Origin of the sequence: Streptomyces xiamenensis (assembly GCF_000993785.3) — a bacterium.
Classification (GTDB): domain Bacteria; phylum Actinomycetota; class Actinomycetes; order Streptomycetales; family Streptomycetaceae; genus Streptomyces; species Streptomyces xiamenensis.
On record NZ_CP009922.3, the window covers coordinates 2,093,780 to 2,115,855 of the forward strand.

The 22,076-nt window shown below is 72.2% G+C and carries 20 protein-coding genes; 7 read left to right on the forward strand and 13 right to left on the reverse strand.

Going from position 1 to position 22,076, the window contains the following annotated elements; all coding sequences use genetic code 11:
• Window positions 1–55 precede the first annotated feature (55 nt).
• Window positions 56–2,809, reverse strand: coding sequence for a phosphoenolpyruvate carboxylase (gene ppc / locus SXIM_RS09455; RefSeq protein ID WP_046723625.1), 2,754 nt, complete (start codon window positions 2,807–2,809; stop codon window positions 56–58).
• A gap of 255 nt (window positions 2,810–3,064) precedes the next feature.
• Here ppc and SXIM_RS09460 point away from each other — a divergent pair, with 255 nt between their 5' ends.
• A complete protein-coding gene (locus tag SXIM_RS09460; protein WP_046723627.1) occupies window positions 3,065–4,156 on the forward strand; it encodes an acyl-CoA desaturase in 1,092 nt (363 codons plus the stop codon).
• A 7-nt stretch (window positions 4,157–4,163) separates the two neighbouring features.
• Window positions 4,164–4,859: a TetR/AcrR family transcriptional regulator gene (locus SXIM_RS09465; RefSeq protein WP_030735868.1), complete on the forward strand. Its 696-nt coding sequence runs from the start codon at window positions 4,164–4,166 to the stop codon at window positions 4,857–4,859.
• 189 nt (window positions 4,860–5,048) lie between these two features.
• Here the strand turns inward: SXIM_RS09465 and SXIM_RS09470 are convergent, their stop codons facing one another.
• The 4 genes from SXIM_RS09470 to SXIM_RS09480 all read right to left on the reverse strand — a co-directional run bounded on the left by SXIM_RS09470 (window position 5,049) and on the right by SXIM_RS09480 (window position 8,518).
• Window positions 5,049–5,453 (reverse strand): rodlin, encoded by a 405-nt coding sequence (locus SXIM_RS09470; protein WP_030735870.1) that lies wholly within the window; start codon window positions 5,451–5,453, stop codon window positions 5,049–5,051.
• Window positions 5,454–5,596: 143 nt separating this feature from the next.
• The gene (locus SXIM_RS09475) at window positions 5,597–7,444 is read right to left on the reverse strand and encodes a rhamnogalacturonan lyase (RefSeq protein ID WP_107047058.1); all 1,848 of its coding nucleotides are present in this window, start codon (window positions 7,442–7,444) and stop codon (window positions 5,597–5,599) included.
• A gap of 121 nt (window positions 7,445–7,565) precedes the next feature.
• The gene (locus tag SXIM_RS28530) at window positions 7,566–7,700 is read right to left on the reverse strand and encodes a VOC family protein (RefSeq protein WP_267881001.1); all 135 of its coding nucleotides are present in this window, start codon (window positions 7,698–7,700) and stop codon (window positions 7,566–7,568) included.
• Entirely contained in the window at window positions 7,697–8,518 is an 822-nt protein-coding gene (locus tag SXIM_RS09480; RefSeq protein ID WP_046723629.1) for a trans-aconitate 2-methyltransferase, read from the reverse strand. The genes SXIM_RS28530 and SXIM_RS09480 overlap by 4 nt, the downstream gene beginning before the upstream one ends.
• An 87-nt stretch (window positions 8,519–8,605) precedes the next feature.
• On the opposite strand from SXIM_RS09480, the gene SXIM_RS09485 reads away from it, so the two are divergent.
• Together SXIM_RS09485 and SXIM_RS09490 are read left to right on the forward strand one after the other, a co-directional pair.
• The gene (locus SXIM_RS09485; RefSeq protein ID WP_030735877.1) at window positions 8,606–9,103 is read left to right on the forward strand and encodes a MarR family winged helix-turn-helix transcriptional regulator; all 498 of its coding nucleotides are present in this window, start codon (window positions 8,606–8,608) and stop codon (window positions 9,101–9,103) included.
• A 52-nt stretch (window positions 9,104–9,155) separates the two neighbouring features.
• Window positions 9,156–10,088, forward strand: coding sequence for an SDR family NAD(P)-dependent oxidoreductase (locus SXIM_RS09490; protein WP_046723631.1), 933 nt, complete (start codon window positions 9,156–9,158; stop codon window positions 10,086–10,088).
• Between the two features lie 128 nt (window positions 10,089–10,216).
• Here the strand turns inward: SXIM_RS09490 and SXIM_RS09495 are convergent, their stop codons facing one another.
• Complete coding sequence (locus SXIM_RS09495) at window positions 10,217–10,519, reverse strand: ribbon-helix-helix domain-containing protein (RefSeq protein ID WP_046725551.1); 303 nt, start codon at window positions 10,517–10,519, stop codon at window positions 10,217–10,219.
• 253 nt (window positions 10,520–10,772) lie between these two features.
• On the opposite strand from SXIM_RS09495, the gene SXIM_RS09500 reads away from it, so the two are divergent.
• Window positions 10,773–11,741, forward strand: a complete 969-nt coding sequence (locus SXIM_RS09500) for an arsenic resistance protein (protein WP_107047059.1) — start codon at window positions 10,773–10,775, stop codon at window positions 11,739–11,741.
• A gap of 129 nt (window positions 11,742–11,870) precedes the next feature.
• Window positions 11,871–14,033 (forward strand): ATP-binding protein, encoded by a 2,163-nt coding sequence (locus SXIM_RS09505; RefSeq protein ID WP_425473458.1) that lies wholly within the window; start codon window positions 11,871–11,873, stop codon window positions 14,031–14,033.
• A gap of 18 nt (window positions 14,034–14,051) precedes the next feature.
• Here SXIM_RS09505 and SXIM_RS09510 read toward each other — a convergent pair whose 3' ends face one another.
• From SXIM_RS09510 to SXIM_RS09520, 3 genes are all read right to left on the reverse strand, one after another.
• A complete protein-coding gene (locus SXIM_RS09510) occupies window positions 14,052–14,699 on the reverse strand; it encodes an eCIS core domain-containing protein (protein ID WP_046723635.1) in 648 nt (215 codons plus the stop codon).
• 29 nt (window positions 14,700–14,728) lie between these two features.
• Complete coding sequence (locus SXIM_RS09515; RefSeq protein ID WP_046723636.1) at window positions 14,729–16,111, reverse strand: hypothetical protein; 1,383 nt, start codon at window positions 16,109–16,111, stop codon at window positions 14,729–14,731.
• Between the two features lie 184 nt (window positions 16,112–16,295).
• Window positions 16,296–16,946, reverse strand: coding sequence for a LuxR C-terminal-related transcriptional regulator (locus SXIM_RS09520; RefSeq protein ID WP_030735897.1), 651 nt, complete (start codon window positions 16,944–16,946; stop codon window positions 16,296–16,298).
• Between the two features lie 328 nt (window positions 16,947–17,274).
• Here SXIM_RS09520 and SXIM_RS09525 point away from each other — a divergent pair, with 328 nt between their 5' ends.
• Window positions 17,275–18,177 carry a sterol desaturase family protein gene (locus tag SXIM_RS09525; protein WP_030735900.1) on the forward strand — a complete coding sequence of 301 codons (903 nt, stop codon included), beginning with the start codon at window positions 17,275–17,277 and terminating at the stop codon, window positions 18,175–18,177.
• On the opposite strand, the gene SXIM_RS09530 is transcribed toward SXIM_RS09525, so the two are convergent.
• From SXIM_RS09530 to galT, 4 genes are read right to left on the reverse strand one after another with little or no spacing between them, the layout of a single operon-like run.
• The gene (locus SXIM_RS09530) at window positions 18,147–18,479 is read right to left on the reverse strand and encodes a hypothetical protein (protein ID WP_052385398.1); all 333 of its coding nucleotides are present in this window, start codon (window positions 18,477–18,479) and stop codon (window positions 18,147–18,149) included. The two genes, SXIM_RS09525 and SXIM_RS09530, sit on opposite strands and share 31 nt — an antisense overlap.
• Window positions 18,480–18,514: 35 nt before the next feature.
• Window positions 18,515–19,651 carry a galactokinase gene (galK, locus tag SXIM_RS09535; RefSeq protein ID WP_046723638.1) on the reverse strand — a complete coding sequence of 379 codons (1,137 nt, stop codon included), beginning with the start codon at window positions 19,649–19,651 and terminating at the stop codon, window positions 18,515–18,517.
• A complete protein-coding gene (gene galE / locus SXIM_RS09540; protein WP_030735908.1) occupies window positions 19,648–20,622 on the reverse strand; it encodes a UDP-glucose 4-epimerase GalE in 975 nt (324 codons plus the stop codon). Before galE ends, galK begins: the two co-directional genes overlap by 4 nt.
• Window positions 20,619–21,674, reverse strand: a complete 1,056-nt coding sequence (gene galT / locus SXIM_RS09545; RefSeq protein ID WP_046723639.1) for a galactose-1-phosphate uridylyltransferase — start codon at window positions 21,672–21,674, stop codon at window positions 20,619–20,621. The genes galE and galT overlap by 4 nt, the downstream gene beginning before the upstream one ends.
• Window positions 21,675–22,076: the final 402 nt, after the last annotated feature.

Sequence of the window (22,076 nt, forward strand, 5' to 3'; positions counted from 1 at the left end):
CGAAGGCCCCGCCCGGCGCGGCGGCCGGGCGGGGCCTTCGGGGCGGGTACGGGCGTCAGCCGGTGTTGCGCAGCCCCGCCGCCACCCCGTTCACCGTCAGCAGCAGCGCCCTGGTCAGCAGCGGATCGGGGTCCTCGCCCCGCTCGGCCGCCTCCCGCTGGCGGTGCAGCAGCGACACCTGGAGGTAGGAGATCGGGTCCAGGTACGCGTCACGGATGCGCAGGGTGCGCTGGAGCGCCGGGTTGGCGTCCAGCAGCTGCGACTCCCCGGTGATGCGCAGCACCTCGGACACCGTCAGCGCGTGCTCCGCCTCGATGACGTCGAAGATGTGCTGGAGTTCCTGCGGCACCAGCGTGTCCACGTAGTGCCGGGCGATCCGCAGATCCGTCTTCGCCAGCGTCATCTCCACGTTGGACAGGAAGTTCCGGAAGAAGTGCCAGCGGCCGAACGCCTCGGTCAGCGCGTCTTCCAGTCCCGCCTCGCGGGCCGCCCGCAGACCGGTGCCCGCCCCGAACCAGCCCGGCACGATCTGCCGCGACTGCGTCCAGCCGAACACCCACGGGATCGCCCGCAGTCCGTCCAGACCCGCCCCCGAGTCGGGCCGGCGCGAGGGGCGCGAGCCCAGGTGCAGCTCGGCGAGCTGGTCCACCGGGGTGGCCGCGAAGAAGTACGCCGGCAGGTCCGGGTCCTCCACCAGCTTGCGGTACGCGCCGTGCGCCGCCTCCGAGACGGTGTCCATCGCCGCGTCCCAGCGCGCCAGGTCCTCGTCCGACTGGCGCGGCGCGGTGTGCAGGGCCGAGGCCTGCAAGGTGGCCGCCACGGTCAGTTCCAGGTTCTCCCGGGCGAGGGAGGGCACCAGGTACTTGTCCGAGATGACCTCACCCTGCTCGGTCACCTTGATCTCGCCCTCCAGCGTGCCCCACGGCTGCGCCAGGATCGCGTCCTGCGTCGGGCCGCCGCCGCGCCCCACGGTGCCGCCGCGGCCGTGGAACAGCCGCAGCCGTACCCCGTGCCGGTGCGCCACGTCGCGCAGCCGCCGCTGCGCGCGGTGGATCTCCCACTGGGAGGTGGTGATCCCGCCGAACTTCGAGGAGTCGCTGTAGCCGAGCATGACCTCCTGCACGTCGTCGCGCAGCGCCACCAGGCGGCGGTAGGAGGGGTCGGACAGCATCGCGTCCAGCAGTTCGTCCGCGATCCGCAGCTCGTCCGTGGTCTCCAGCAGCGGCACGATGCCGATCTTGGCCCAGCCCGCGTGCAGGTCCAGCAGCCCTGCCTCGCGCGCCAGGATGGCCGCGGCGAAGACGTCGTCCGCGCCCTGGCACATCGAGATGATGTACGACTCGATGATCTCCGGGCCGAACGCCTCCAGCGCCTTGCCGATCGTCCCGAAGACCCCGAGGGTCTTGGCCCCCGCGGCGTCCAGCGGTGCCGGGGAGGGTGCCAGGGGGCGGCGTGAGCGCAGTTCCTTGGCGAGGAGCTTGGTGCGGTACTCGCGCGGCATGTCCGCGTACCGCCAGGACTCCTCGCCCAGCCGGTCGAAGAGCTGGCCGAGCGCGTGGTGGTGGGCGTCCGCGTGCTCGCGCACGTCCATGGTGGCCAGCTGGAGGCCGAACGCCGCCACCGTCCGCATCAGCCGCTCGAGGCGGCCGTCGGCGATCAGGGCGCCGCGGTGCTCGCGCAGCGAGCGCTGGACGACGGACAGGTCCGCCAGCAGCTCCCCGGTGCCCAGGTAGTCGTGCCCGGGTACGTGGGTGGCGCCGGCCGCCAGCCGGGTGCGGGTGTTCAGCAGCTTCTGCCGGACGCAGGTCACCTTCAGCCGGTAGGGCTCCTCGGCGTTGAGCCGCTTGTAGCGCGGGGTGATCTCCGGCAGCGCCTCCAGGTCGGCGGCGAGTGAGTCCAGCAGCTCCTGGGTGGCGCCGCTGTTGCGGATGGAGTTGGACAGCGCGCTGCGCAGCTGGTCGATGTGCTCCAGCGCCATGGTGATGCCGTGCTCGTGCTGGAGCAGCAGCACGTCCCAGGTCACCGACGGGGTGACGTTGGGGTTGCCGTCGCGGTCGCCGCCGATCCAGGTGCCGAAGGTCAGCGGGCGGGTGCCGGCCGGCAGCGGGGCACCGGCGCGCTCCAGCTCGGCCGCCAGGTCCTCCAGGAGGTCGCCGACCGCGCCGTGGTGCAGCTCGTCCAGGTAGTAGACGGCGTTGCGGGCCTCGTCGGTGGGTTCGGGGCGGGTGACGCGCAGTTCGTCCGTCTGCCAGATGAGGTCGATGTTCTCGGCCAGGCGCAGTTCGGTGCGGCGCCGGTCGCCGCCGTGCTCGGTCTCGGGCCGTTCCAGCAGTTCGGCGATCTTGCGCAGCTTGGTGAGGACCGAGCGCCGGGCGGCCTCGGTGGGGTGCGCGGTGAACACCGGGCGCACCCCGAGGTTCGCCACGGTCTGCCGCAGGTGCGCCGGGTCGGCTTCCTTGAGCATGTCGGCGGTGCGCGAGAGCGGCCCGCCCTCGGTGGCCCGCCGCGCGGCGAGTTCGCGCCCGCGGTGCACCTGTTCGGTCACGTTCGCGAGATGGAAGTACGTGGAGAATGCCCGTACGAGCTTGGCCGCCGTCTGGAGATCCGTGTCCCCGAGCAGGGCGGCGGCGGCCTCGCCGTCCGTACGGGTGAGGGAACGGACCCGCTCGACGAGATCGAGCAGCTCAGGACCGTCCTGCCGGACCAGCGTCTCCCCGAGAAGGTCCCCCAGACGGCGGATATCCGCACGCAGGGCACTACCACTTTCGGGGCTTTCCGCTCTCTCCGGCTTGCTGTCGGCACTGCTCACAGTTGCGGCTCCTCGCAGCTGAATGAAGCTGAATGGACAGGGATCTGGCTGGTCACGGACCGCGTTGTCCGACGGACCCCCATGGTAATGAGGCCGCCCCGCCTGGGCGGGGGCGCTTCAGGGCGTGAGATGACCTCACGGATTGCGATACAAACGTCGCCGTAGGTTACGGTCCCGTAGGTAAGCCGTGGAGGAGGACATCAGCCTCTACGTACCCCCCTATCCCCATTTCCCTCACCCGAGGAACGCTGCCTCATGACGACCAGCCCCGACCTCGTACCTTCCCAGGCCGCGCCCCCCGACCCCGCCCCACCGTCCTCCCCCGCGCCGTCCGGCACCCTGGGCGGCGAGCGCCGCGGCTCGGTGGAGCAGGTGGCCCTCACCGCCTTTATCGTGCTCCCTTTCCTGGCCCTGCTCGCGGCCGTCCCGCTCGCCTGGGGCCGGGGGGTGAGCTGGCTCGACCTCGGGCTGCTCGTCGCCTTCTACTTCGTCGGCTGCCACGGCATCACCGTCGGCTTCCACCGGCACTTCACGCACAGCGCCTTCAAGGCCAGGCGTCCGCTGCGCATCGCGCTGGCCATCGCCGGCTCGCTGGCACTGGAGGGCCCGGTGGTGCGCTGGGTCGCCGACCACCGCAAGCACCACCAGCACTCGGACGCCGAGGGCGACCCGCACTCCCCCTGGCGGTACGGGGAGACCGTGCCCGCGCTGCTCAGGGGCCTGTGGTGGGCACACACCGGCTGGCTGTTCAACGTGGAGCAGACCCCGCAGCACAAGTACGCGCCCGACCTGATCAAGGACCCGGACGTCCGGCGGGTCTCGCGGCAGTTCGTGCTGTGGGCCACCGTCTCGCTGACGCTGCCCGCGCTCATCGGCGGCCTGGCCACCTGGTCCTGGCAGGGGGCACTGACCGCGTTCTTCTGGGGCTCACTCGTGCGGGTGGCCCTGCTGCACCACGTCACCTGGTCCATCAACTCGATCTGCCACGCCACCGGCAAGCAGCCGTTCCGCTCGCGGGACCGTTCGGGCAACGTGTGGTGGCTGGCGGTGCTGTCCTGCGGGGAGTCCTGGCACAACCTGCACCACGCCGACCCGACCTGCGCGCGGCACGGCGTGGACCGTCATCAGGTGGACTCCAGCGCGCGGCTGATCCGCTGGTTCGAGAAGGCGGGCTGGGTGTACGACGTGCGCTGGCCGAAGCCGGAACGGCTGGCGGCGCGGCGGGCCCAGGGCGCGGACGCGGGGGACGAGGCCGCGCGGGAGGACCCGGATCCGGCCCCCACGACGGCCGCCGGCGCGTCCACCGAGCGAAACCCCGGGGAAGGCGCGCCTCCGAAGACGGCATGATGGTGGGGTGGCGACCGACGAGAGCAGCAGCAACGGCAATCAGCGAGCGGTCCGGGGCGGCGCACGCAAGGAGCGTCCGCCCCGGCGTCCGCGCCGGCGGATGACCGGCACCGAGCGCCGTGAGCAGTTGCTCGACATCGGTCGCACCCTGTTCGCCGAGCGCGGCTTCGAGGGCACCTCGGTGGAGGAGATCGCGGCCAAGGCCGGCGTCTCCAAGCCGGTGGTCTACGAGCACTTCAGCGGCAAGGAGGGTCTGTACGCGGTGATCGTGGACCGCGAGATGACCCGGCTGCTGGACATGGTGCAGGGGGCGCTCACCGCCGGGCATCCGCGCGAGCTGTGCGAGCAGGCGGCCTTCGCGCTGCTGGACTACATCGAGCAGTACACGGACGGGTTCCACATCCTGGTGCGCGACTCCCCCGTCGCCCAGTCCACCGGGACCTTCGCCTCTCTCATCGGGGACATCGCCACCCAGGTCGAGGACATCCTCGGCCTGGAGTTCAAGGCGCGCGGCTTCGATCCGAAGCTGGCGCCGATGTACGCCCAGGCGCTGGTGGGGATGGTGGCGCTGACCGGACAGTGGTGGCTGAACGTCCGGCGGCCGGAGAAGTCCGAGGTCGCGGCGCACCTGGTGAATCTTGCGTGGAACGGCCTGCAGGGCCTGGAGCACTCCCCCCGTCTGGTGGGCCACCGCCGGGTGTGAGCCGCCCGGACTCCCCTGGGGCACGGCCCCCGGACCGCACGGTCCCGGAACACAGAGAACCGCCCCCCGGCTGACCGTGCAGCCGGGGGGCGGTTCTGATGCGGGGCAACGCCGGGGACGCCGGGGCCGCACCGGAGGTCGTGCGGCCCCGCCGCCGGATGTCCCGGCGATAGGTCAGCCGGAGCTGGATCAGCCGTTGCCGACACCGTTGTTGGAGAGGATCCCCAGGCCGGTGAGGACGTGCGACAGAGGCGCGTCGCCCTGGACGGAGCTGGAGTTCTCGGCGCAGGTCTGGTTCTGCTTCTGGGTGAGCAGGTCCTGGATGCCGACGTTGACCAGGCCAACGACGTTCTGGACGTCGACGCTGTTCAGCGGAACGGCGATGCACGGCTTGTTCAGCGAACCGTTGATCAGCGCGAAGTTCGGGGAGAACTTGCCGCTGGTGGTGGTGTTGCCGTAGATCTGGTCCGAGGCGTTGCCGTTGGACGAGATCGGGCCCAGCTGGTTGTCGGTGGCCATCGCCGGAGCAGCGGCCGCGCCCGCCATACCAACAGCCGAGGCGGCGACGGCGACCGTGGCAAGGGTCTTCTTCACGAGATGTTCCTTCCGTGTGTGGATGCCCCGCTGCGGGAGCATCCTGAACAACACGGCTGAGCAGGATCGGTTGTCATTGTTCACTCGGTCGGACCTATTACGTGCCCCTTTCAGGGGAAATGCAGGCTTCAACCATTACCTCTTCACCCTCCGGTGGCGGCGAGGGCGGTGGGCCGGGGCGGGGTACCCATCCCCTGCCCCAGGTAGAAGCTGGTGTGCGGCGGCTGGTTGTACGCGGTGTTCTGCCAGGCGAGGCCGGTGCGGTACATCCGGTCGTGGAGCAGCGTGGTGATCTTGCGGTCGGTCTCGACGGGGGTGGAGTAGATCCGCAGCGCGCCGTTGTTGCTGGTGCGCCAGATGACCTCCTCGCGCCAGTCGCCGAGGATGTCGCCGGAGAGCACGGGGGTGGCCTTGGTCCCGTTGTTGGAGGCCACCCCGGAGCCGGTCAGCAGCCGGGTGTCCCCGCTGGGCCCGTACTTGTCGATGCGGGTGTCGTCCAGCAGCTCGCGCACCGGGTCGCCGTCCCACCACACCAGGAAGTTGGTGCTGGAGGGCTTGCGGCCGATCTCCTGGCCACCCACGTTGCGCAGCTGACCGTCGCGCGAGGACCACATCTGGGCGCCGACCGAGCCGGACCAGATGTTGCCGGCCACCCCGCGCCCGTTGTCGCCGCCTGCGGCGGTCTGCCAGCGGATCTGGCCGTTGGCGGGGTTGATGTACAGGGAGGAGGGCTGGCCGCTGGACTCGGAGACCTTGAAGTAGTCCAGGCCCGAGGTATTGGGGTTGAAGTTGCCCAGGTGCTGCGCGTCGCCGTGGCCGGTGCGGGTGGTCCACAGCCGTGAGCCGTTGTCGTCGACGGCCATCGCCCCGTACACGATCTCGTCGCGGCCGTCCCCGTCGACGTCGCCGATGGACAGGCTGTGGCTGCCCTGTCCGTCGTAGCCCTGGCCGACGTTGGTGGAGCTGTTGGTGTCGAACGTCCAGCGCCGGGTCAGCCGGCCATCCCGCCAGTCCCAGGCTGCGATGACGGTCCGGGTGTAGTAGCCGCGCGCCATGATGATGGAGGGGCGGGAGCCGTCGAGGTAGGCGGTGCCGGCCAGGAAGCGGTCCACCCGGTTGCCGTAGTTGTCGCCCCAGGAGCTGACGCTGCCGCGGGCCGGGACGTAGTCGACGGTGGCCATGGCGGCGCCGGTCCGGCCGTTGAAGACGGTGAGGAACTCGGGACCGTCCAGGACCCGGCCCGCGCTGTTGCGGTAATCGGCGGAGGCGTTGCCGATGACCCGGCCCGTGCCGTCGACGGTGCCGTCGGCGGTCTTCATGACCACCTCGGCGCTGCCGTCGCCGTCGTAGTCGTACACCTGGAACTGGGTGTAGTGGGCGCCGGAGCGGATGTTGCGGCCCAGGTCGATCCGCCACAGCCGCTGACCGGCCAGGGTGTAGCCGTCGATGATCGTGGTGCCGGTGACCCCGTCGTTGGCGTTGTCCTGGGAGTTGGACGGGTCCCACTTGAGGACGATGTCCAGCTGGCCGTCGCCGTTGAGGTCGCCGACGGAGGCGTCGTTCGCGTTGTAGGTGTAGCCGGAGCCGCCGGGCGGCTGCTGGATCGGGATGTCGTAGTACCCGGCGCGGAACTGAATGGCGTGCGGGGACCAGTCCTGCTCGGCCCCGCCCACCACGGCCCGCACCCGGTAGTCGGCGCTGTTGGGGACATCGCGGTGCAGGAAGTTGGTGGTGCCGGTGATGGGCTGGTCGTTGACCTTGACGCTGCCCCGGTAGACGTTGAAGGCGACGTTGTCCGGGTCGGTGGCCAGGTAGCGCCAGCTGACCAGGTTGTTGCCGCCGGAGTGGACGCTGACCAGACCGCGGTCGAGGTTCTCCAGCTGGGAGGCGGCCACCGAAACATCGGCGGCCGCCGGGGCGCCGGCCGGATCGTCCGCGGCGGCGGGCGCGGTCGGGGCGGCGAGCACCCCGGCGAGTACGGCGGCGCCCATCAGCACCCAGGTGCGGCGGCGACGGGGATGGCGTGGAGCTGCCACGTTCTCTCCTCGGGAAGTGGGAGGCGACTCAAGCGAAAGGAAGTCGCCACAACCCACCAGAAGGTTGCCGGACCGCTCACTGCGGTTCGAGGAATTCCAGCCGGTTGCCGACCGGGTCCTCGGTGTGGAAGCGCCGGTACCCGGGCAGCTCGTGGTCCGGGACGACAGCGGGTCCGTGCGCGGCCGGCCGCGCGGCGAGCCCGGTGATCACGGCGCCACCGCCACGGCGAAGATCCGCCGGAACGGGTACGGCGTGACGCCGCCCGGCCCCGCCGGATAGGCGGTGCGCAGCGCGTCGCGGTACGCGAAGAGGAAGTCCACCCGGGCCTGCGGGTCGTCCTCCAGGGCGGCGAGCACGGGCCGCAGTCCGGTGCCCAGCATCCAGTCGAGCACCGGGTCCTCGCCGGTCAGCCGCTGGAGGTAGGTGGTCTCCCAGATGTCGACGTCCGCCGCCCCGCCGGGACCGGTCAGCGCCTCGGCGTATCCGGCCGGGCTGAGGACCGGGTGCGGGTCCCGCAGCACCCCGGCGAGCCGGTCGCGCCAGCGCGGGCTCGCGGCCAGGTCGCGCATGAGGGTGTGGCTGGGGGCGTCGAAGTTCCCCGGCACCTGGAAGGCGAGGACCCCTCCGGGGGTGAGGCCGGCGATCCACGCGGCGAAGCGCTCCGGGTGTCCCGGCACCCACTGGAGGGCGGCGTTGGAGACGATCAGCTCGTGGGAGGCGGGCGGCGGGGTCCACCGCGCGAGGTCGGCGGGGGCGAAGTCCACCGAGCCGCCGCCGTCGGTGGGGCCGGCGTGGGCGGCGGCCTCGGCGAGCATCGCGGGGGAGTTGTCGTACCCGGTGATGGCGGCGTCCGGCCAGCGCCGGGCGAGCAGCCGGGTCGGCGCGCCGGGTCCGCAGCCGAGGTCGGCGATCCGGGGCCCGGGCGGGTGCCCGGGCAGCCCGGGCACCCGGGCGAGCAGATCGAGCAGCGGCCGGGTGCGGTGGCCGCTGTGCCGCTGGTACTGACCGGGATCCCACAGATCGTTCATGGTCCGACCCTCCCCCGGCTTTATCTCGATGTCAAGATAAACGGCTTCAAGAGACTTCACGTCGACAGAACTACTACACTGCTCCCCATGAAGGACGAGGTCGATCGACTGGTCGCGGCCTGGCGCCGGGAGCGCCCCGATCTCGACGTGGAGCCGCTGGAGGTACTGAGCCGCGTCAGCAGGCTGGCCCGCCACCTCGACCGCGCACGGCGCCAGGTGTTCGCCGAACACGAGCTGGAGTCGTGGGAGTTCGACGTCCTCACCGCACTGCGCCGGGCCGGGACCCCGTACCAGCTCTCCCCCGGCGCCCTCCTCACCCAGACGCTGGTCACCTCGGGCACCATGACCAACCGCATCGACCGGCTCGCCAAGAAGGGCCTGGTCGAACGGCTCCCGGACCCCAGCGACCGGCGCGGCGTCCTCGTCCGCCTCACCCCCTCGGGCCGCCACCACGCGGACGCCGCCCTGGCCGGTCTGCTGGACCAGGAGCGCGCCATCCTGAACGGCCTCAGCGCCCCCGAGCGCCAGAACCTGGCCACCCTGCTGCGCACCCTCACCGCGCCGTTCGACAACACCCCCGCCTGAGCCCGCGCCGCGCACTTGCCCTGGAGCGCACTCGCGTTCGTACGGTGGGGGGATGACCACCACCGCACAGCACAGCATCGGTTCCGGGTTCGGCGCGCACAGCACGGCGCGGGAGGTCGTGACCGGGATCGACCTGTCGGGACGGCTCGCGATCGTCACCGGCGGATACGCCGGGCTCGGCCTGGAGACCACCCGCGCCCTGGCCGGGGCCGGGGCCCACGTCGTCGTCCCGGGGCGGCGGCCGGCGGCGGCGCGCGAGGCCCTCGACGGGCTCGCGGAGGTCGCCGAGCTCGACCTCGCCGACCTGGAGAGCGTACGGCGCTTCGCCGACGCCTTCCTGGACACCGGCCGCTCCCTCGACATCCTGATCAACAACGCCGGCGTCATGGCCTGCCCCGAGACCCGGGTGGGCCCGGGATGGGAGGCCCAGTTCGCCGTCAACCACCTCGGGCACCACGCGCTCGCCAACCGGCTGTGGCCGGCCCTCGCCCGGGACGGCGGCGCCCGGGTCATCGCCGTCTCCTCGGCCGGCCACATGCGCTCGGGCATCCGCTGGGAGGACGTGCAGTTCACCCGCGGCTACGACAAGTGGCTGGCGTACGGGCAGGCCAAGACCGCCAACGCGCTGTTCGCCCGGCACCTGGACACCCTCGGCCGGGGCGCGGGTGTGCGCGCCTTCTCCCTGCACCCCGGGCCCATCATGACCACCCTCCAGCGCCATCTCGCCGCGCAGGAGATGGCCGAGCTGGGCTGGACCGACGCACACGGCACCGTACGCGCCGACTTCAAGACCCCGGCCCAGGGCGCCGCCACCCAGACCTGGGCCGCCACCTCCCCGCAGCTGGCGGGCGAGGGCGGGGTGTACTGCGTGGACTGCGACATCGCCGGGCCCGAGTCCGTACGGGAGTGGGCCACCGACCCGGAGCAGGCCGCCCGGCTGTGGACGCTGTCGGCCGAACTCACCGGACAGGACGCGTTCGCCTGACGGGAGCGGGCGGCACACCGGGCGGCACACCGGCGGGCCGCACTACCGTCGCACCATGCGGACGACGACGGAAGAACGGCGGCGGGTACGTGAACTCCTCCTGCGCCGGGCGGAGCACGACCCGGACATCACCACCCCGCTGACGGCCTCCCCGCCCCCGGCCTCTCGGACCGGTCGCCGACCCGCGCCCCGGCGGCGGTCCGGGACGCGTCGCTGACCGCGTCCCGGGCCTCTTCCTTGGCCAGGGTGTGTCCCGGCCCCTCGTACTCGCGGGAGAACAAGGGCTCGTCCCAGACCCGGTTGGCCATGGCCGCGAGATGGATCCCCTGCCGGATGATCTCGGCCTCGCTGACGCCCCGCCGCCGGGCGGCCTCCTTGATGATCGCCAGATCCTCGGGATCGGCGTAGACATAGGTCCGCTTCATCGACATGTACCCAGGGTGGTCCATACACCGGTTTGGCGTATCCTTCCGCCGACCGGCCGGTGGCTCATCCTCCGGACCGGTCCGAAGGATGACGGTCAGGGCCTCACGCGGCCGACCCGGCTCGCCGGGGGTCCGGCGTACGGCGGGGAGGGAGCGCCACCCGGCGGCCGGGCGGTCCCCGCTCCCGGGTGTCCCGATCTCCCCTCTCTCTTCCCCAGGAGCGCGCACGTTGTCACCGTCATCCGGCCCGGTCGCGGCCATGGAACGGCACCAGGTCCCCGTCTATCTGGGCGCGCTGGCCGCCGGTGCCCTGGTGGGACGGCTGGCGCCCGGTGCCGGCCCGGGCCTGGAACACGCGATCAACCCCGTCCTGGCCGCCCTGCTCTACGTCACCTTCCTCCAGGTGCCCGCCGCCGAACTGCTGCGTTCGCTGCGCGCGGGGCGTTTCCTGGCCGCCGCGCTGGTGGTGAACTTCGCGGTGGTGCCGCTGGTGGTCGCCGCGATGTTCCCGTTCCTGCCCGAGGACCGGGCCGTGCGGCTGGGCGTGCTGCTGGTGCTGCTCGCCCCGTGTGTGGACTACGTGATCGTCTTCAGCGGTCTGGCGGGCGGCAGCGCCGAACGGCTGCTCGCCGCCACCCCGTTGCTGCTGCTCGCGCAGATGGTGCTGCTGCCCGGCCTGCTGTTCCTCTTCATGGGCCCGGACCTGGGCGGTGTCGTGGAGGCCGGCCCGTTCGTCGAGGCGTTCACCGTGCTGATCGTCATCCCGCTGACCCTGGCCTGGCTCACCCAGGCGTGGGCGGCGCGGCGGCGCGCGGGAGCGCGGGTCGCCGGCGCGATGGGGACGGCGATGGTGCCGCTGATGGCCGCCACCTTGCTGACCGTGGTCGCCTCGCAGGTGCCGAAACTCGGCGACAGCCTGGGCGACGTGGCGCGGGTGGTCCCGTTCTACGTCCTCTTCCTGGTCGTGATGGCCTTCGCCGGCCTGGGCGTCAGCCGTCTCTTCCGCCTGGGCACGGCGGACGGCCGCGCCGTCGTCTTCACCGGCGCCACCCGTAACTCCCTGGTCGTGCTGCCCCTCGCCCTGGCGCTGCCCGACGCCCTGGCCATCGCCGCCGTGGTGGTGGTCACCCAGACGCTGGTGGAGGTGGTGGGCATGGTGATCTACGTCCGGGCGGTACCCCGGCTGCTGCCCGCGGCCTCCCCCGGCCGGAACGGGCAGCCGGGCTGACCGCGAGGGCAACACCGCCCTCCCCCCAGCCGTCCCCCGCCGCCCTTGTGGGCCCGCGCGCCCCCTTCGCACAATGGGCACCGTCGGCACCGAACGCGCCGCCGACCGGCCACAGAGGAAAGTACGACGGTGAACCGCAAGGTGGATGAGGTCCGCACGGACCCGCCCGGAAGCACGACGAGCGACCCGGCACCGAACGCGCCCGAGGGCCCACCGTCCCGCCCCGATCCGGCCCTGCCGCTGCTCACCCGGCTCGCCGCGCTGCGCGAGCGGGTGGCCGCCCTCGTGGACCTGCGCTCCGCCGACGACCCCACGGCGGGCGACCCGCTGCGCGGCCTGCACCTGCCGGAGGAAGCGGTCGGGCATGTGCTGCGCGGGCCCGGGCGGGAGCGGGACGGGGCGGACACCGACGCCCCGCTGCTCAGCTCGCAACCGGTCGGGCCCGCCGACCGGATCGCCTCGCTGACCGTACGGATGGGGCTGTCCGAACTGGACGCCGCGCTCCTGCTCATCGCCCTCGCCCCGGATCTCGACCGGGACTTCGAGACGCTGTACGCCTACCTCAACGACGACGTCAGCCGCCGGCGGGCGACCATCGGCCTGGCCCTTGACGTGTGCGGCCTGTCCCTCCTGGATGCCGGGGCGCGTGACCGGTTCCACCCCACCGCGCCGCTGTCCTGGCTCGGCCTGGTGCGGGTCGGGGAACCCGACGCGCCGTTCCTGAGCCGGCCGCTGCGCGTACCCGACCGGCTGGCCGCCCATCTGCTGGGCAACGACACTCCCGACGCAGTCCTGGACGGACAGATCCGTCCGCTGCCGGTCCCTCAGGTTCCCCCGGGCGCCCCGGACTCCGCCGCCGCTCCGGCCGGTACCGCTCCGCCCGGCGCCGAGGCCTCCCTCACCCACCGGCTCGCGGAACTCCTCGCCGAGGACAGCCCGCCGCTGGTCTATCTGCGGGAGCGGCGCGAGGGGGACGGCCTGGCCTGCGCCGTCGCCGCGCTCGCCGCCGCCGGCCGCCCCGCGCTGCACCTCACCACGGCGGCGAAGACACCGTCCTCCCCGGACTCCGCGGACGCGACCCCACTGCCCCAGCTCCTCCTGGAGGCCAGGCTGCGGGACTGCGCGATCGTGGTGTCGCCGCTGCCGGCACAGCCCGCCGAGCTGATCAAGGCGCTCGACGTGGGCGGCGTCCCGGTGATCCTCACCGGCCCGGCCGCGTACGACCCGCAGTGGTGCGACCCCGACCCGCTGGTCCTGGACGCCCCGGGACCGCGCTCGGACCCCGCCGGCCTGTGGGCGGAGGCGCTCGGCCTCGAACCGGCCGAGGACCCCGGCTTCGACCTCGCCGCGACCGTCGCCGCCTACCGGCTCGGCGGCGACCGCATCCGCCGGGCCGCCCACTCCGCGCGCGGCCTGGCCGCCCTGGACGGCACCGCGCTGACCGCGGCGCACGTACGGCTGGCCGCCCGGCAGCAGTCCGCGTCCGGCCTCGAACAGCACGCCCGCCGGATCATGCCGGATGTCGGCTGGAACGATCTGGTGCTGCCCGAGACCACCCGGGAGCAGCTGCACGAACTCGCCCAGCGCGCCCGGCACCGCGAACGCGTCCTGGGGGATTGGCGGCTGAGTGCCGGCGGCGGCCGGGGGCGCGGCGTCCTCGCGCTGTTCGCCGGGGAGTCCGGCACCGGCAAGACCCTGTCCGCCGAGGTGGTCGCCGCCGATCTGGGCCTGGACCTGTACGTCGTGCAGCTCTCCTCGGTCGTGGACAAGTACGTCGGCGAGACCGAGAAGAACCTGGAGCGGATCTTCACCGAGGCCGACCGCACCGACGCGGTGCTGCTCTTCGACGAGGCCGACGCGGTCTTCGGCAAGCGCTCGGAGGTCAAGGACTCGCACGACAGGTACGCCAACCTGGAAAGCGCCTATCTGCTGCAACGCCTGGAGGCGTTCAGCGGCATCGCGCTGCTCACCACCAACCTGCGCGCCAACATCGACGAGGCCTTCACCCGCCGGCTCGACCTGGTGGTCGACTTCCCCTTTCCCGACAAGGAGCAGCGGCTCGCCCTGTGGCGGCACAGCCTGACCCATGTGCCGTGCGCCGAGGACATCGATCCGGCGCCGTGCGCCAAGGACTTCGAGCTGGCGGGCGGCGCGATCCGCAGCGCCGTCATGACCGCCGCCTACGCGGCGGCGGCGCGCGATTCCGCGGTCACCTCCGAGGACCTGCTGACCGGCGCCCGGCGGGAGTACCGCAAGGCCGGGCGCCTGGTGAAGGAGATCGGCAGCTGGTGACCGGCGCAGCGGGCCGGGTCACCCCTGCGCGTGGTCCTGGCCGTGCTCCGGCTCGTCGGGCATCCGCTCGATCTCGTCGGCCTTGGCCTCCGCCGCCCGCTCGTCCTTGTCCCCCGGGCTGGAGAGGCTGATCCCCCCGCCCGTGTCCGTGCCCTCCACCGGCCCCTTCGCCTGCTGATCGGCGTGGGTCAGCTCGTGGTACAGGGTGTGCGGATTGTCGGCGCCCGCTCCCAGCACGATGTGCTGCCGGCCACGGTCGGTGGTGGTGTAGGCACGGGCCCCCATCGCGGCGGCCGACGCCTGGGCGTCCGGGCCTCTGTGCACCTCCACCCGCCCGAAGTTGGTGCCCAGCGCCTTCTCCGCCTTGCCGCGGATCTTCGGCTCCACCGGACTGCCCGGCTTCCGGGTGACGGCCTGGACCTGCGCCGCCTCCCGCTGCACCGGCTGATCGTGGCCGCAGCCGGCGCCGTGCTCGTGCTGGTCCTGCTCGGCCGCCGCCCGTTCCCGCTGCACCCGCAGCGTCCGGGAGACGGCGCCGTTGCCCGCCAGCCGCTGGAGGGCCAGCACCGCCTGGGGGCCGGCCGGCGCGGCCGGGCGCCGTACGGTCCGTGCGGGCCGGGCCGCGCCCGCGCGGCCCGACTGCTCCGGTTGCTTCTGCGCTCGCATGCCTGAGCCTGTACCTCGCTGGTCGCTGATCAGTAGTAGCGCGTGTCGCGGTCGCGGTCGCGCCGTGAGCTGCTGCGGGACAGGCTCGGAGCACGGAAACTGCTGCTCTGGCTGAAGACGGGCTCGTCCTCGTAGTCGCTGACGTAGCTCACCTGGCTGCTGCTGGGCCGCGAGGCACTGACGCTGTTGGAGCGGCGCAGGGAGCTGCGGCTGAGGCCACCCGTCCCACTGCCGGACGCGTAGGGGTCGATGTCCCGGCTGCGGGAGCTGCTGGGCGGGTAGCGGCCGGACGTGCTGACGGGCGGGTAGTAGGAGGACGGCCGGCTGGAACGGTCGCTGGGTGCGTGGCTGCGGCCGGACACGCTGCTGGAGCGGCGCAGGGGACTCGGGCCGGGAAGGTACCCGTCGCTGTCGTAGGCGTTGGCCGCGCCCGGATCGGGGCGGTAGGGGGTCTTGGCCAGTCGCCGCAGAGCATCGCGCTGGCTCTCGCCCGAGCGGGAGCTGCTGCGCTCCCGGTAGTACGAGGTGTCCAGCGGCTGTGGCCCGGGGCTCAGCTCCCGCAGATCGACGTCCCGCGTCGAGCGGGTCTCGTGCCGGTGGGTGCCCTGCCTGCGCAGGTAGCGGTCCTGTTCCGCCAGGTCGGGATACTTTCCGGTGCGGGACGTGTCTCGCCCCGCTATCAGCTCCGCCCGCTCGGAACCCACCAGGCTCCGGGTGTGCTGCAGCTGTCCCTGGTCGTCGAGATAGGGGACTTTGCCCAAGTTGTTGATCATCGACTGGTAGCTGCTCTCGGCCTGGTCGTAAGCGGGACCGGACGGCTGATCGCGGAAGGGATTGCTCTTCCCGTGCCGCTTCTTGTAGTCGGCGTCCCGGTCGTCCCGCAGGCTGTTGATGCCGGCGTACTCCACGGCGGTGGTGTGCAGCGCCGCCGCGGGGTTGTTCCGCTTCAGGGCGGTCCGGTGGGCCTCGCGGTACTCGTCCTGCGTCATCGGGGTGTCCCCGTACTGCTTCCGCGTGCCCGTGCCCGGGTGGGCGCGGTGGGAGTCGTGGTCCTCGTAGTAGGCCGGGAGATTCTTCTCGACGTACTTCGGCAGCGCGCCGGCGCCGCGTGCGCCGCCGGTGACGCTGCGGGGGGCGGCGGCGGAGTAGGGAATCGGGTGCTCGGCCTGGTGCGTCGAATGGCCGTCGATCTTCTTCCCGTACCGCCGCTCCAGGCGACGGCGTTCCTTGTCACGTTCGCCGTAGGTGCTGTATCCCTCGTCGTCGTAGCCCGCCCGCTGCACGGGCAGCGCCGGCTGCCGCCCCTGGCCGGACAGACTGCGCGAGGCCCGCGCGTTGCCCGCGGTCCGCTGGATGTTCAGCATCGAGGACACCGCGGAGTTCACCGCGCCGTCCCGCGAAGGGCTCGCCACCGGCGGCCTTCCCCGATGCTTGCCTGATTCCTCGCGCGCGTACACCGATCACTCCCGGGACTGTGCTGACGATGCTCTGCTCCAGGAGAGGACGTTACGGTGCGGCGCGACCGCTGCCGAGAGCTGTGGGGGCACGCCTGTTGCCTGTTGAGGCAGGCGTGCCGGCGAGGGCCGGGCGACCCGGTCAGTCGGCCGGCGGGACGCCCGCGCGGCGGGCCAGGGCCACGGCGGCCAGGGTGGAGTGGACGCCCAGCTTGCCCAGGACGTTCTGCATGTGGGTGCGCACGGTGTGCGGGGAGAGATAGAGGCGCTCGGCGACCGCCTTGCGGCCCAGGCCCGACAGCATGCAACGCAGCACCTCCAGTTCCCTGGGGGTCAGTGAGGCGACCAGCCGCTGGTGCTCGGTGCGGTTGCGGCGGTCGTGGGTCAGCTCGCGTAAGACGCCGGTGAGCAGGGCGGGCGGGACGTGGGTCTCCTCGCGCAGTACGCCGCGAACCACCACCAGCAGCCTGGCGAGTGAACTGTCTTTGGCCACCCAGGCGTTGGCTCCCGCGGTGAGTGACTGCGCGGCGCGCCGCGGGTCGTCGTAGGTCGCGAGCATCACGGGGCGCAGCTCGCCGTGGCGCTCGCGGACGAGGGTGAGCAGGGTCTGTGACTCGGCCATGTCGACGTCCAGCAGCAGGACGTCGTAGCCGGCCCGTTCCAGTTGGTGCACGGCTGCCGGAACCGTGCCGACGGCCGCCGCCTCCACGTCGGTCTCCGCCGTGAGGGCGGTGGCCAGCGACTCGGCGAAGATGCGGTGCTCGTCCACCACCAATACGCGTATGCGATCCATTGGATTCCGCCCCCTGACGCGAACGGGCGGGCCTGGTGGGCGCATTCGGGTACGGCCGCCGCCGTCCCGTAGCACCCACCGCTCTCGCCCCCTGAAAAACAGCTGTCGGCCCCCACCGATGCTGTCCCTCCAATGTACGGGCGGAAACGTCTGGGTGAAGGGGTTTGGCGGAAGTCGGCCATCCCGGAAAGGAGTACGAAGACGGAACCGCGCGCCCGGCGGGGCGCCGCGCCGTGCGCGGTGCACGCCACACGCGAGCGCTATTCATCCTATAGGCGGTCTTATCCGATGGAGGGGTGGTATATCAACCCTCTGGGTAACATCCGCCGTGGACACTCTGCCCGAGACAGAATACGTACCCATCCGGTCGAATTCACTACTCCGCAAAACCGCTTATCCGCTCCTTCTGTTCGCTCTCGTCGCCACCGTCGCGTCCACGCTCGCCTTCGGCTGGGATCTGAGCACCGCCAGCATGCCCTTCCTCGTCGGCACCATCGCGTACCTCGCCATTCTGGAGCGGCTGATCCCGCACAACCCGGACTGGCACCCCAGCCGCCGCGAGTGGGGCCGGTACGGGATCTACTACGCCTTCACCACCGTCGGCAGCGTGATCGCCGAACTCGCCGTGCTCGCCGGTGTGGAGCGGCTGTCCCCCGACGTGCCCCGGTTCGGGCTCGCCGTCGAGATCCCGCTGGCGCTGCTGGTCGGCTCACTCGCCAGCTATCTCATCCACCGCTGGGGACACACCAACAAGTACCTGTGGCGGCTGCACGGCGTGCACCACGCTCCGGAGAAGGTGAACGTCGCCAACAACGGCGTCAATCACGTCCTTGACATCATGATCTCCCAGGGCATCGTGCAACTCGCCCTGGCGCTGGCCGGGTTCTCGGCCCAGGCGGTCTTCGCGGTGGGCCTGTTCGTGGTCGCGCAGGGCTTCTTCGTGCACGCGAACATCGACGTCCGCACCGGCTGGGTCGGCTATGTCCTCGCCAGCCCCGAACAGCACCGGCTGCACCACAGCACGGAGCTGTCCGAGGCCGGCCACTACGGAAGCGATCTGTCCATCTGGGACAGCCTCTTCGGCAGTTTCACCTGGTATCCGGGACGCCGCCCCGAGCGGGTCGGGCTGCACGACCCCGCGTCGTTCCCCCCGACCGACGCGGTGGTCGCCAGCATGCTGCACCCGTTCCGGCAGGCCCGTCAGAGGGACAGGCGGCCCACATCGAGCTGACCGGGTTCACCGGCGCCGCGCTCGAAGGAGAACAGCATGGAGCACGGGTCCTGGACGTCGACCCGCACCGGCCGGCCGAGCCGGACGCACAGGGCCCGTGCCACCTCGGTCAGGCGGGTGCGCTCCTCGGGGGAGTACGCCGGGAAGCGCGCCCAGCTCTTCTCCTCCAGCTCCCGAGCGATGAGTTCCATGAACGCCACCCGGGCCCGCTGCTCCTCCTGTGGGGACATCGGGGTGAGGATCACCTCGTCCGTCGCCCCTCCGTCGGCCGCCGCACGCACGTTGTAGAGATCGCGGATCACTAACTCTCCCGTCCCGTAAGCGAGTTGGACGGCGATCAGCGTACGGGCAGCCTCCGGGCACCCGGCGACGGGATGGCGGTAAAGATCCTCGGGGCGGTGTGACCGGCCGCCGCGAAAGCATCGGACACGGCCTTTCCGGTCACCTCCGCCGCGTCCTCCTCCACCAGGACGACGGCCGAGCCGCCGAACCCGCCGCCCGTCATCCGGGCACCGAGCGCACCGGCGGCGGCCGACGCCTCGACCACCAGGTCCAGTTCGGGGCAGGAGACCTCGAAGTCGTCGCGCAGCGAGGCGTGGCCCTCGAACAGCAGCGGGCCGATCTCGCGGACCCGGCCCGCGTCCAGCAGCGCGGTCACCCGCTCCACCCGGTGGTTCTCGGTGACGACGTGCTTCACCCGGCGCCGGATCTCCTCGTCGGACAACCGGGCCAGGGCCGCCTCCAGCTCACCGAACGGGACGTCGCGCAGCGCCGGTACGCCCAGTGCCGCCGCGCCCGCCTCACAGGAGGCGCGCCGCTTGCCGTACGCGCCGTCCGCGTGCGCGTGCTTGACCTGGGTGTCCACCACCAGCAGCCGCAGCCCCTCTGCGGCCAGGTCGAAGGGGATCTGGCGCTGCGCCATGTCCCGGGTGTCCAGGTGCAGGGCGTGGCCCTCCGTGCAGCAGGCGGAGGCCATCTGGTCCAGGATGCCGGTCGGGGCGCCGACGTAGCCGTTCTCGGCGCGCTGCCCGATCCGGGAGATCTCCTCGCGGCTCAGCCCCAGGTCGTACAGGTCGCTCAGCGCCAGCGCCGTGACCACCTCCAGCGCGGCGGAGGAGGAGAGCCCGGCGCCGACCGGGACGTCGGAAGTGTAGTGGATGTCCGCGCCGCCGACCTCGTGCCCGGCCTCGCGCAGCGCCCACAGCACTCCGGCCGGGTAGACGGCCCAGCCGCCGACCGAGCCGGGGGCGAGGGTCGCGGTGTCGATGTCCACCGGCGGGCCCGCTATCTCGCGGGAGTGCACGCGCACGAGGCCGTCCGCGCGCCGCGAGACGGTGGCGGTGGTGCTGTGCGGCAGGGCGAGCGGCATGACGAAGCCGTCGTTGTAGTCGGTGTGCTCCCCGATGAGGTTGACCCGCCCCGGGGCGGTCCAGGTGCCTTCGGGGGCGACCCCGTACAGCTGCTCGTGCGTCACTGGGTGCTCTCGCTCTCCTGCCGGCGCGCGAACGTCCACGCGTCCTCGATGATCCCGGACAGATCGGTACGGGTGGGCCGCCAGCCGAGCACCTCGCGGGCGCGGTCGGCGGAGGCCACCAGGACGGCGGGGTCGCCGGCCCGGCGCGGGGCCTCGGTCTCGGGGATCTCGTGGCCGGTGACCTTGCGGGCGGTCTCGACGACCTCGCGGACCGAGAAGCCGTTGCCGTTGCCGAGGTTGCAGATCAGGTGCTCGGAGGGCCTGGCGGCGGTGAGGGCGAGCAGGTGCGCCTCGGCGAGGTCGTCGACGTGGATGTAGTCGCGCACGCAGGTGCCGTCGGGAGTCGGGTAGTCGGTGCCGAAGACGGAGATGCTGTCGCGGCGGCCCTGCGCGGTGCGCAGTACCAGCGGGATGAGGTGGCTCTCGGGGTCGTGCCGCTCGCCGTACGCGCCGTGCGCGCCCGCCACGTTGAAGTAGCGCAGCGAGACGGCGGCCAGGCCGTGGGCGGCGGCCTCGCTGGTGATCATGTGGTCGACGGCGAGCTTGGTGGCACCGTACGGGTTGGTGGGCGCGGTGGCCGCGTCCTCGGTGATGGGGGTGGTGGCGGGCTCGCCGTACACCGCCGCCGTGGAGGAGAAGACGAGGGTGCGCACGCCCGCCGCGCGCATGGCGGCGAGGAGTTCGATGGCGCCGCCGACGTTGTTGCGCCAGTACTTCGCGGGGTCGGTCACGGACTCGCCGACCTGCGAGCTGGCGGCGAAGTGCAGGACGCCGTCGTAGCCGCCGTCCAGCCAGCGGGCGGCGTCCTGGACCCGGCCCTCGATGAACTCGGCACCGGCCGGGACGCCTTCGCGGAAGCCGGTGGACAGGTCGTCCAGGACGGTGACGCGGTGGCCCGCGGCCAGCAGGTGGGCGGTGACCACGCTGCCGACGTAGCCGGCACCGCCGGTGACCAGGTAACGGTTGCTCATGCGGTTGCCACCTCTCGCAGCCGGGCGGCGGCGGCCTCCGGCAGGGAATCACTGACGAACACATTCATACCGGACTCGGAACCCGCCTGGTACTTCAGCTTGTCGGGTCCGCGGCGGATGGTGAACAGCTCCAGGTGCAGGGCGAAATCGGCGCGTGCCTCGTCGGTGATGCCGCGGAAGGGAGCCTGGTGCCAGCCGGAGATGTACGGGGTGGGCGGCATGCCGGGGCCGAAGACACGGTCGAAGCGGCGCAGGATTTCCAGGTAGACGGCGGGGAACTCCGCGCGGGCCGCGTCGTCGAGGGTCCGCAGGTCGGGGACGCGGCGATTGGGGTAGAGGTGCACCTCGTACGGCCAGCGGGCGGCGTACGGGACGAAGGCCGTCCAGTGCTCCGTGGCGAGCACGACGCGGGAGCCGTCGGCGCGCTCCTCGGCGAGCAGGTCGTCGTAGAGGTTGGCGCCGCCGGTGGCGCGCTTGTGCTCGGCGACGGCCGTCAGGGCGCGCTCGGTGTGCGGGGTGAGGAACGGGTAGCCGTAGATCTGCCCGTGCGGGTGCGCGAGGGTGACGCCGATCTCGGCGCCGCGGTTCTCGAAGGCGTAGATCTGGGTGACGGCCGGGTTCTCGGCGAACTCGGCGGTGCGATCCGTCCAGGCGTGCAGGACGAGGGCGGCCTGTTCCGGGGTGAGATCGGCGAAGGAGCCGTCGTGGCGCGGCGAGAAGCAGACGACCTCGCAGCGGCCGAGGTCGCCGGAGAAGGACGGGAAGCGGTTCTCGAAGACGACGACGTCGTAGTCGGCGGCCGGTATCTCGCTCAGCCGCTCGCCCTGCGAGGGGCACAGCGGGCACTGGTCGGCGGGCGGGTGGTACGTACGGCTCTGGCGGTGCGCCGCGTATCCGACGGACTCGCCCCGCAGCCGGTCGCGCCGGATCTCGGAGGCGGGGGCGGCGAGCTCCAGCGGCCTCCGGTCGAGCGCGGTGCGGTCGGCGTCGTCGCGGGAGTCGAAATAGATCAGCTCTCGCCCATCGGCCAGCTTGACCGTGGTCCTCTTCATGCCGTCCTCACTTGCCAGCACCCACTCCAACAGAATCAAACATAATGAAGCATACCCCTGCAGCGGGCGTCAACCACATCCGTCGTGCCCCGGAGTGACGGCGGAACGCGGCACGATCACGGCAGGCCGCCCACCGGCGACGGCGCGGGAAGGGCGGGAGTCCCCCACCGACCGCACCACCGCACGGCACATCACTCCCCGGAACCGGACAGCAGGAACCACCACACGCTCAGGAAGAACAGAACTCCCCACCGTCCCCCCGCGCCCCGGCAGACCCGGCGGCGCAGCGCGGGCGCGCGAACGGGGGAAGGGTGCGGGGCGTGCGCGCCGGACGACGGCACGCGCACGGGGCGCCCGCACCGGAACACGCTCGCGGGGCGGACGGGCGGCGGGCGCCGCGCC

Coding starts and splice junctions, on each gene's coding strand:
- SXIM_RS09460 (WP_046723627.1), top strand. CDS start 3,065: ATGACGACCAGCCCCGACCTCGTACCTTCCCAGGCCGCGCCCCCCGAC.
- SXIM_RS09475 (WP_107047058.1), bottom strand. CDS start 7,444: ATGGGCGCCGCCGTACTCGCCGGGGTGCTCGCCGCCCCGACCGCGCCC.
- SXIM_RS09480 (WP_046723629.1), bottom strand. CDS start 8,518: ATGAACGATCTGTGGGATCCCGGTCAGTACCAGCGGCACAGCGGCCAC.
- SXIM_RS09485 (WP_030735877.1), top strand. CDS start 8,606: ATGAAGGACGAGGTCGATCGACTGGTCGCGGCCTGGCGCCGGGAGCGC.
- SXIM_RS09490 (WP_046723631.1), top strand. CDS start 9,156: ATGACCACCACCGCACAGCACAGCATCGGTTCCGGGTTCGGCGCGCAC.
- SXIM_RS09495 (WP_046725551.1), bottom strand. CDS start 10,519: ATGTCGATGAAGCGGACCTATGTCTACGCCGATCCCGAGGATCTGGCG.
- SXIM_RS09500 (WP_107047059.1), top strand. CDS start 10,773: ATGGAACGGCACCAGGTCCCCGTCTATCTGGGCGCGCTGGCCGCCGGT.
- SXIM_RS09510 (WP_046723635.1), bottom strand. CDS start 14,699: ATGCGAGCGCAGAAGCAACCGGAGCAGTCGGGCCGCGCGGGCGCGGCC.
- SXIM_RS09520 (WP_030735897.1), bottom strand. CDS start 16,946: ATGGATCGCATACGCGTATTGGTGGTGGACGAGCACCGCATCTTCGCC.
- galE (WP_030735908.1), bottom strand. CDS start 20,622: ATGAGCAACCGTTACCTGGTCACCGGCGGTGCCGGCTACGTCGGCAGC.
- galT (WP_046723639.1), bottom strand. CDS start 21,674: ATGAAGAGGACCACGGTCAAGCTGGCCGATGGGCGAGAGCTGATCTAT.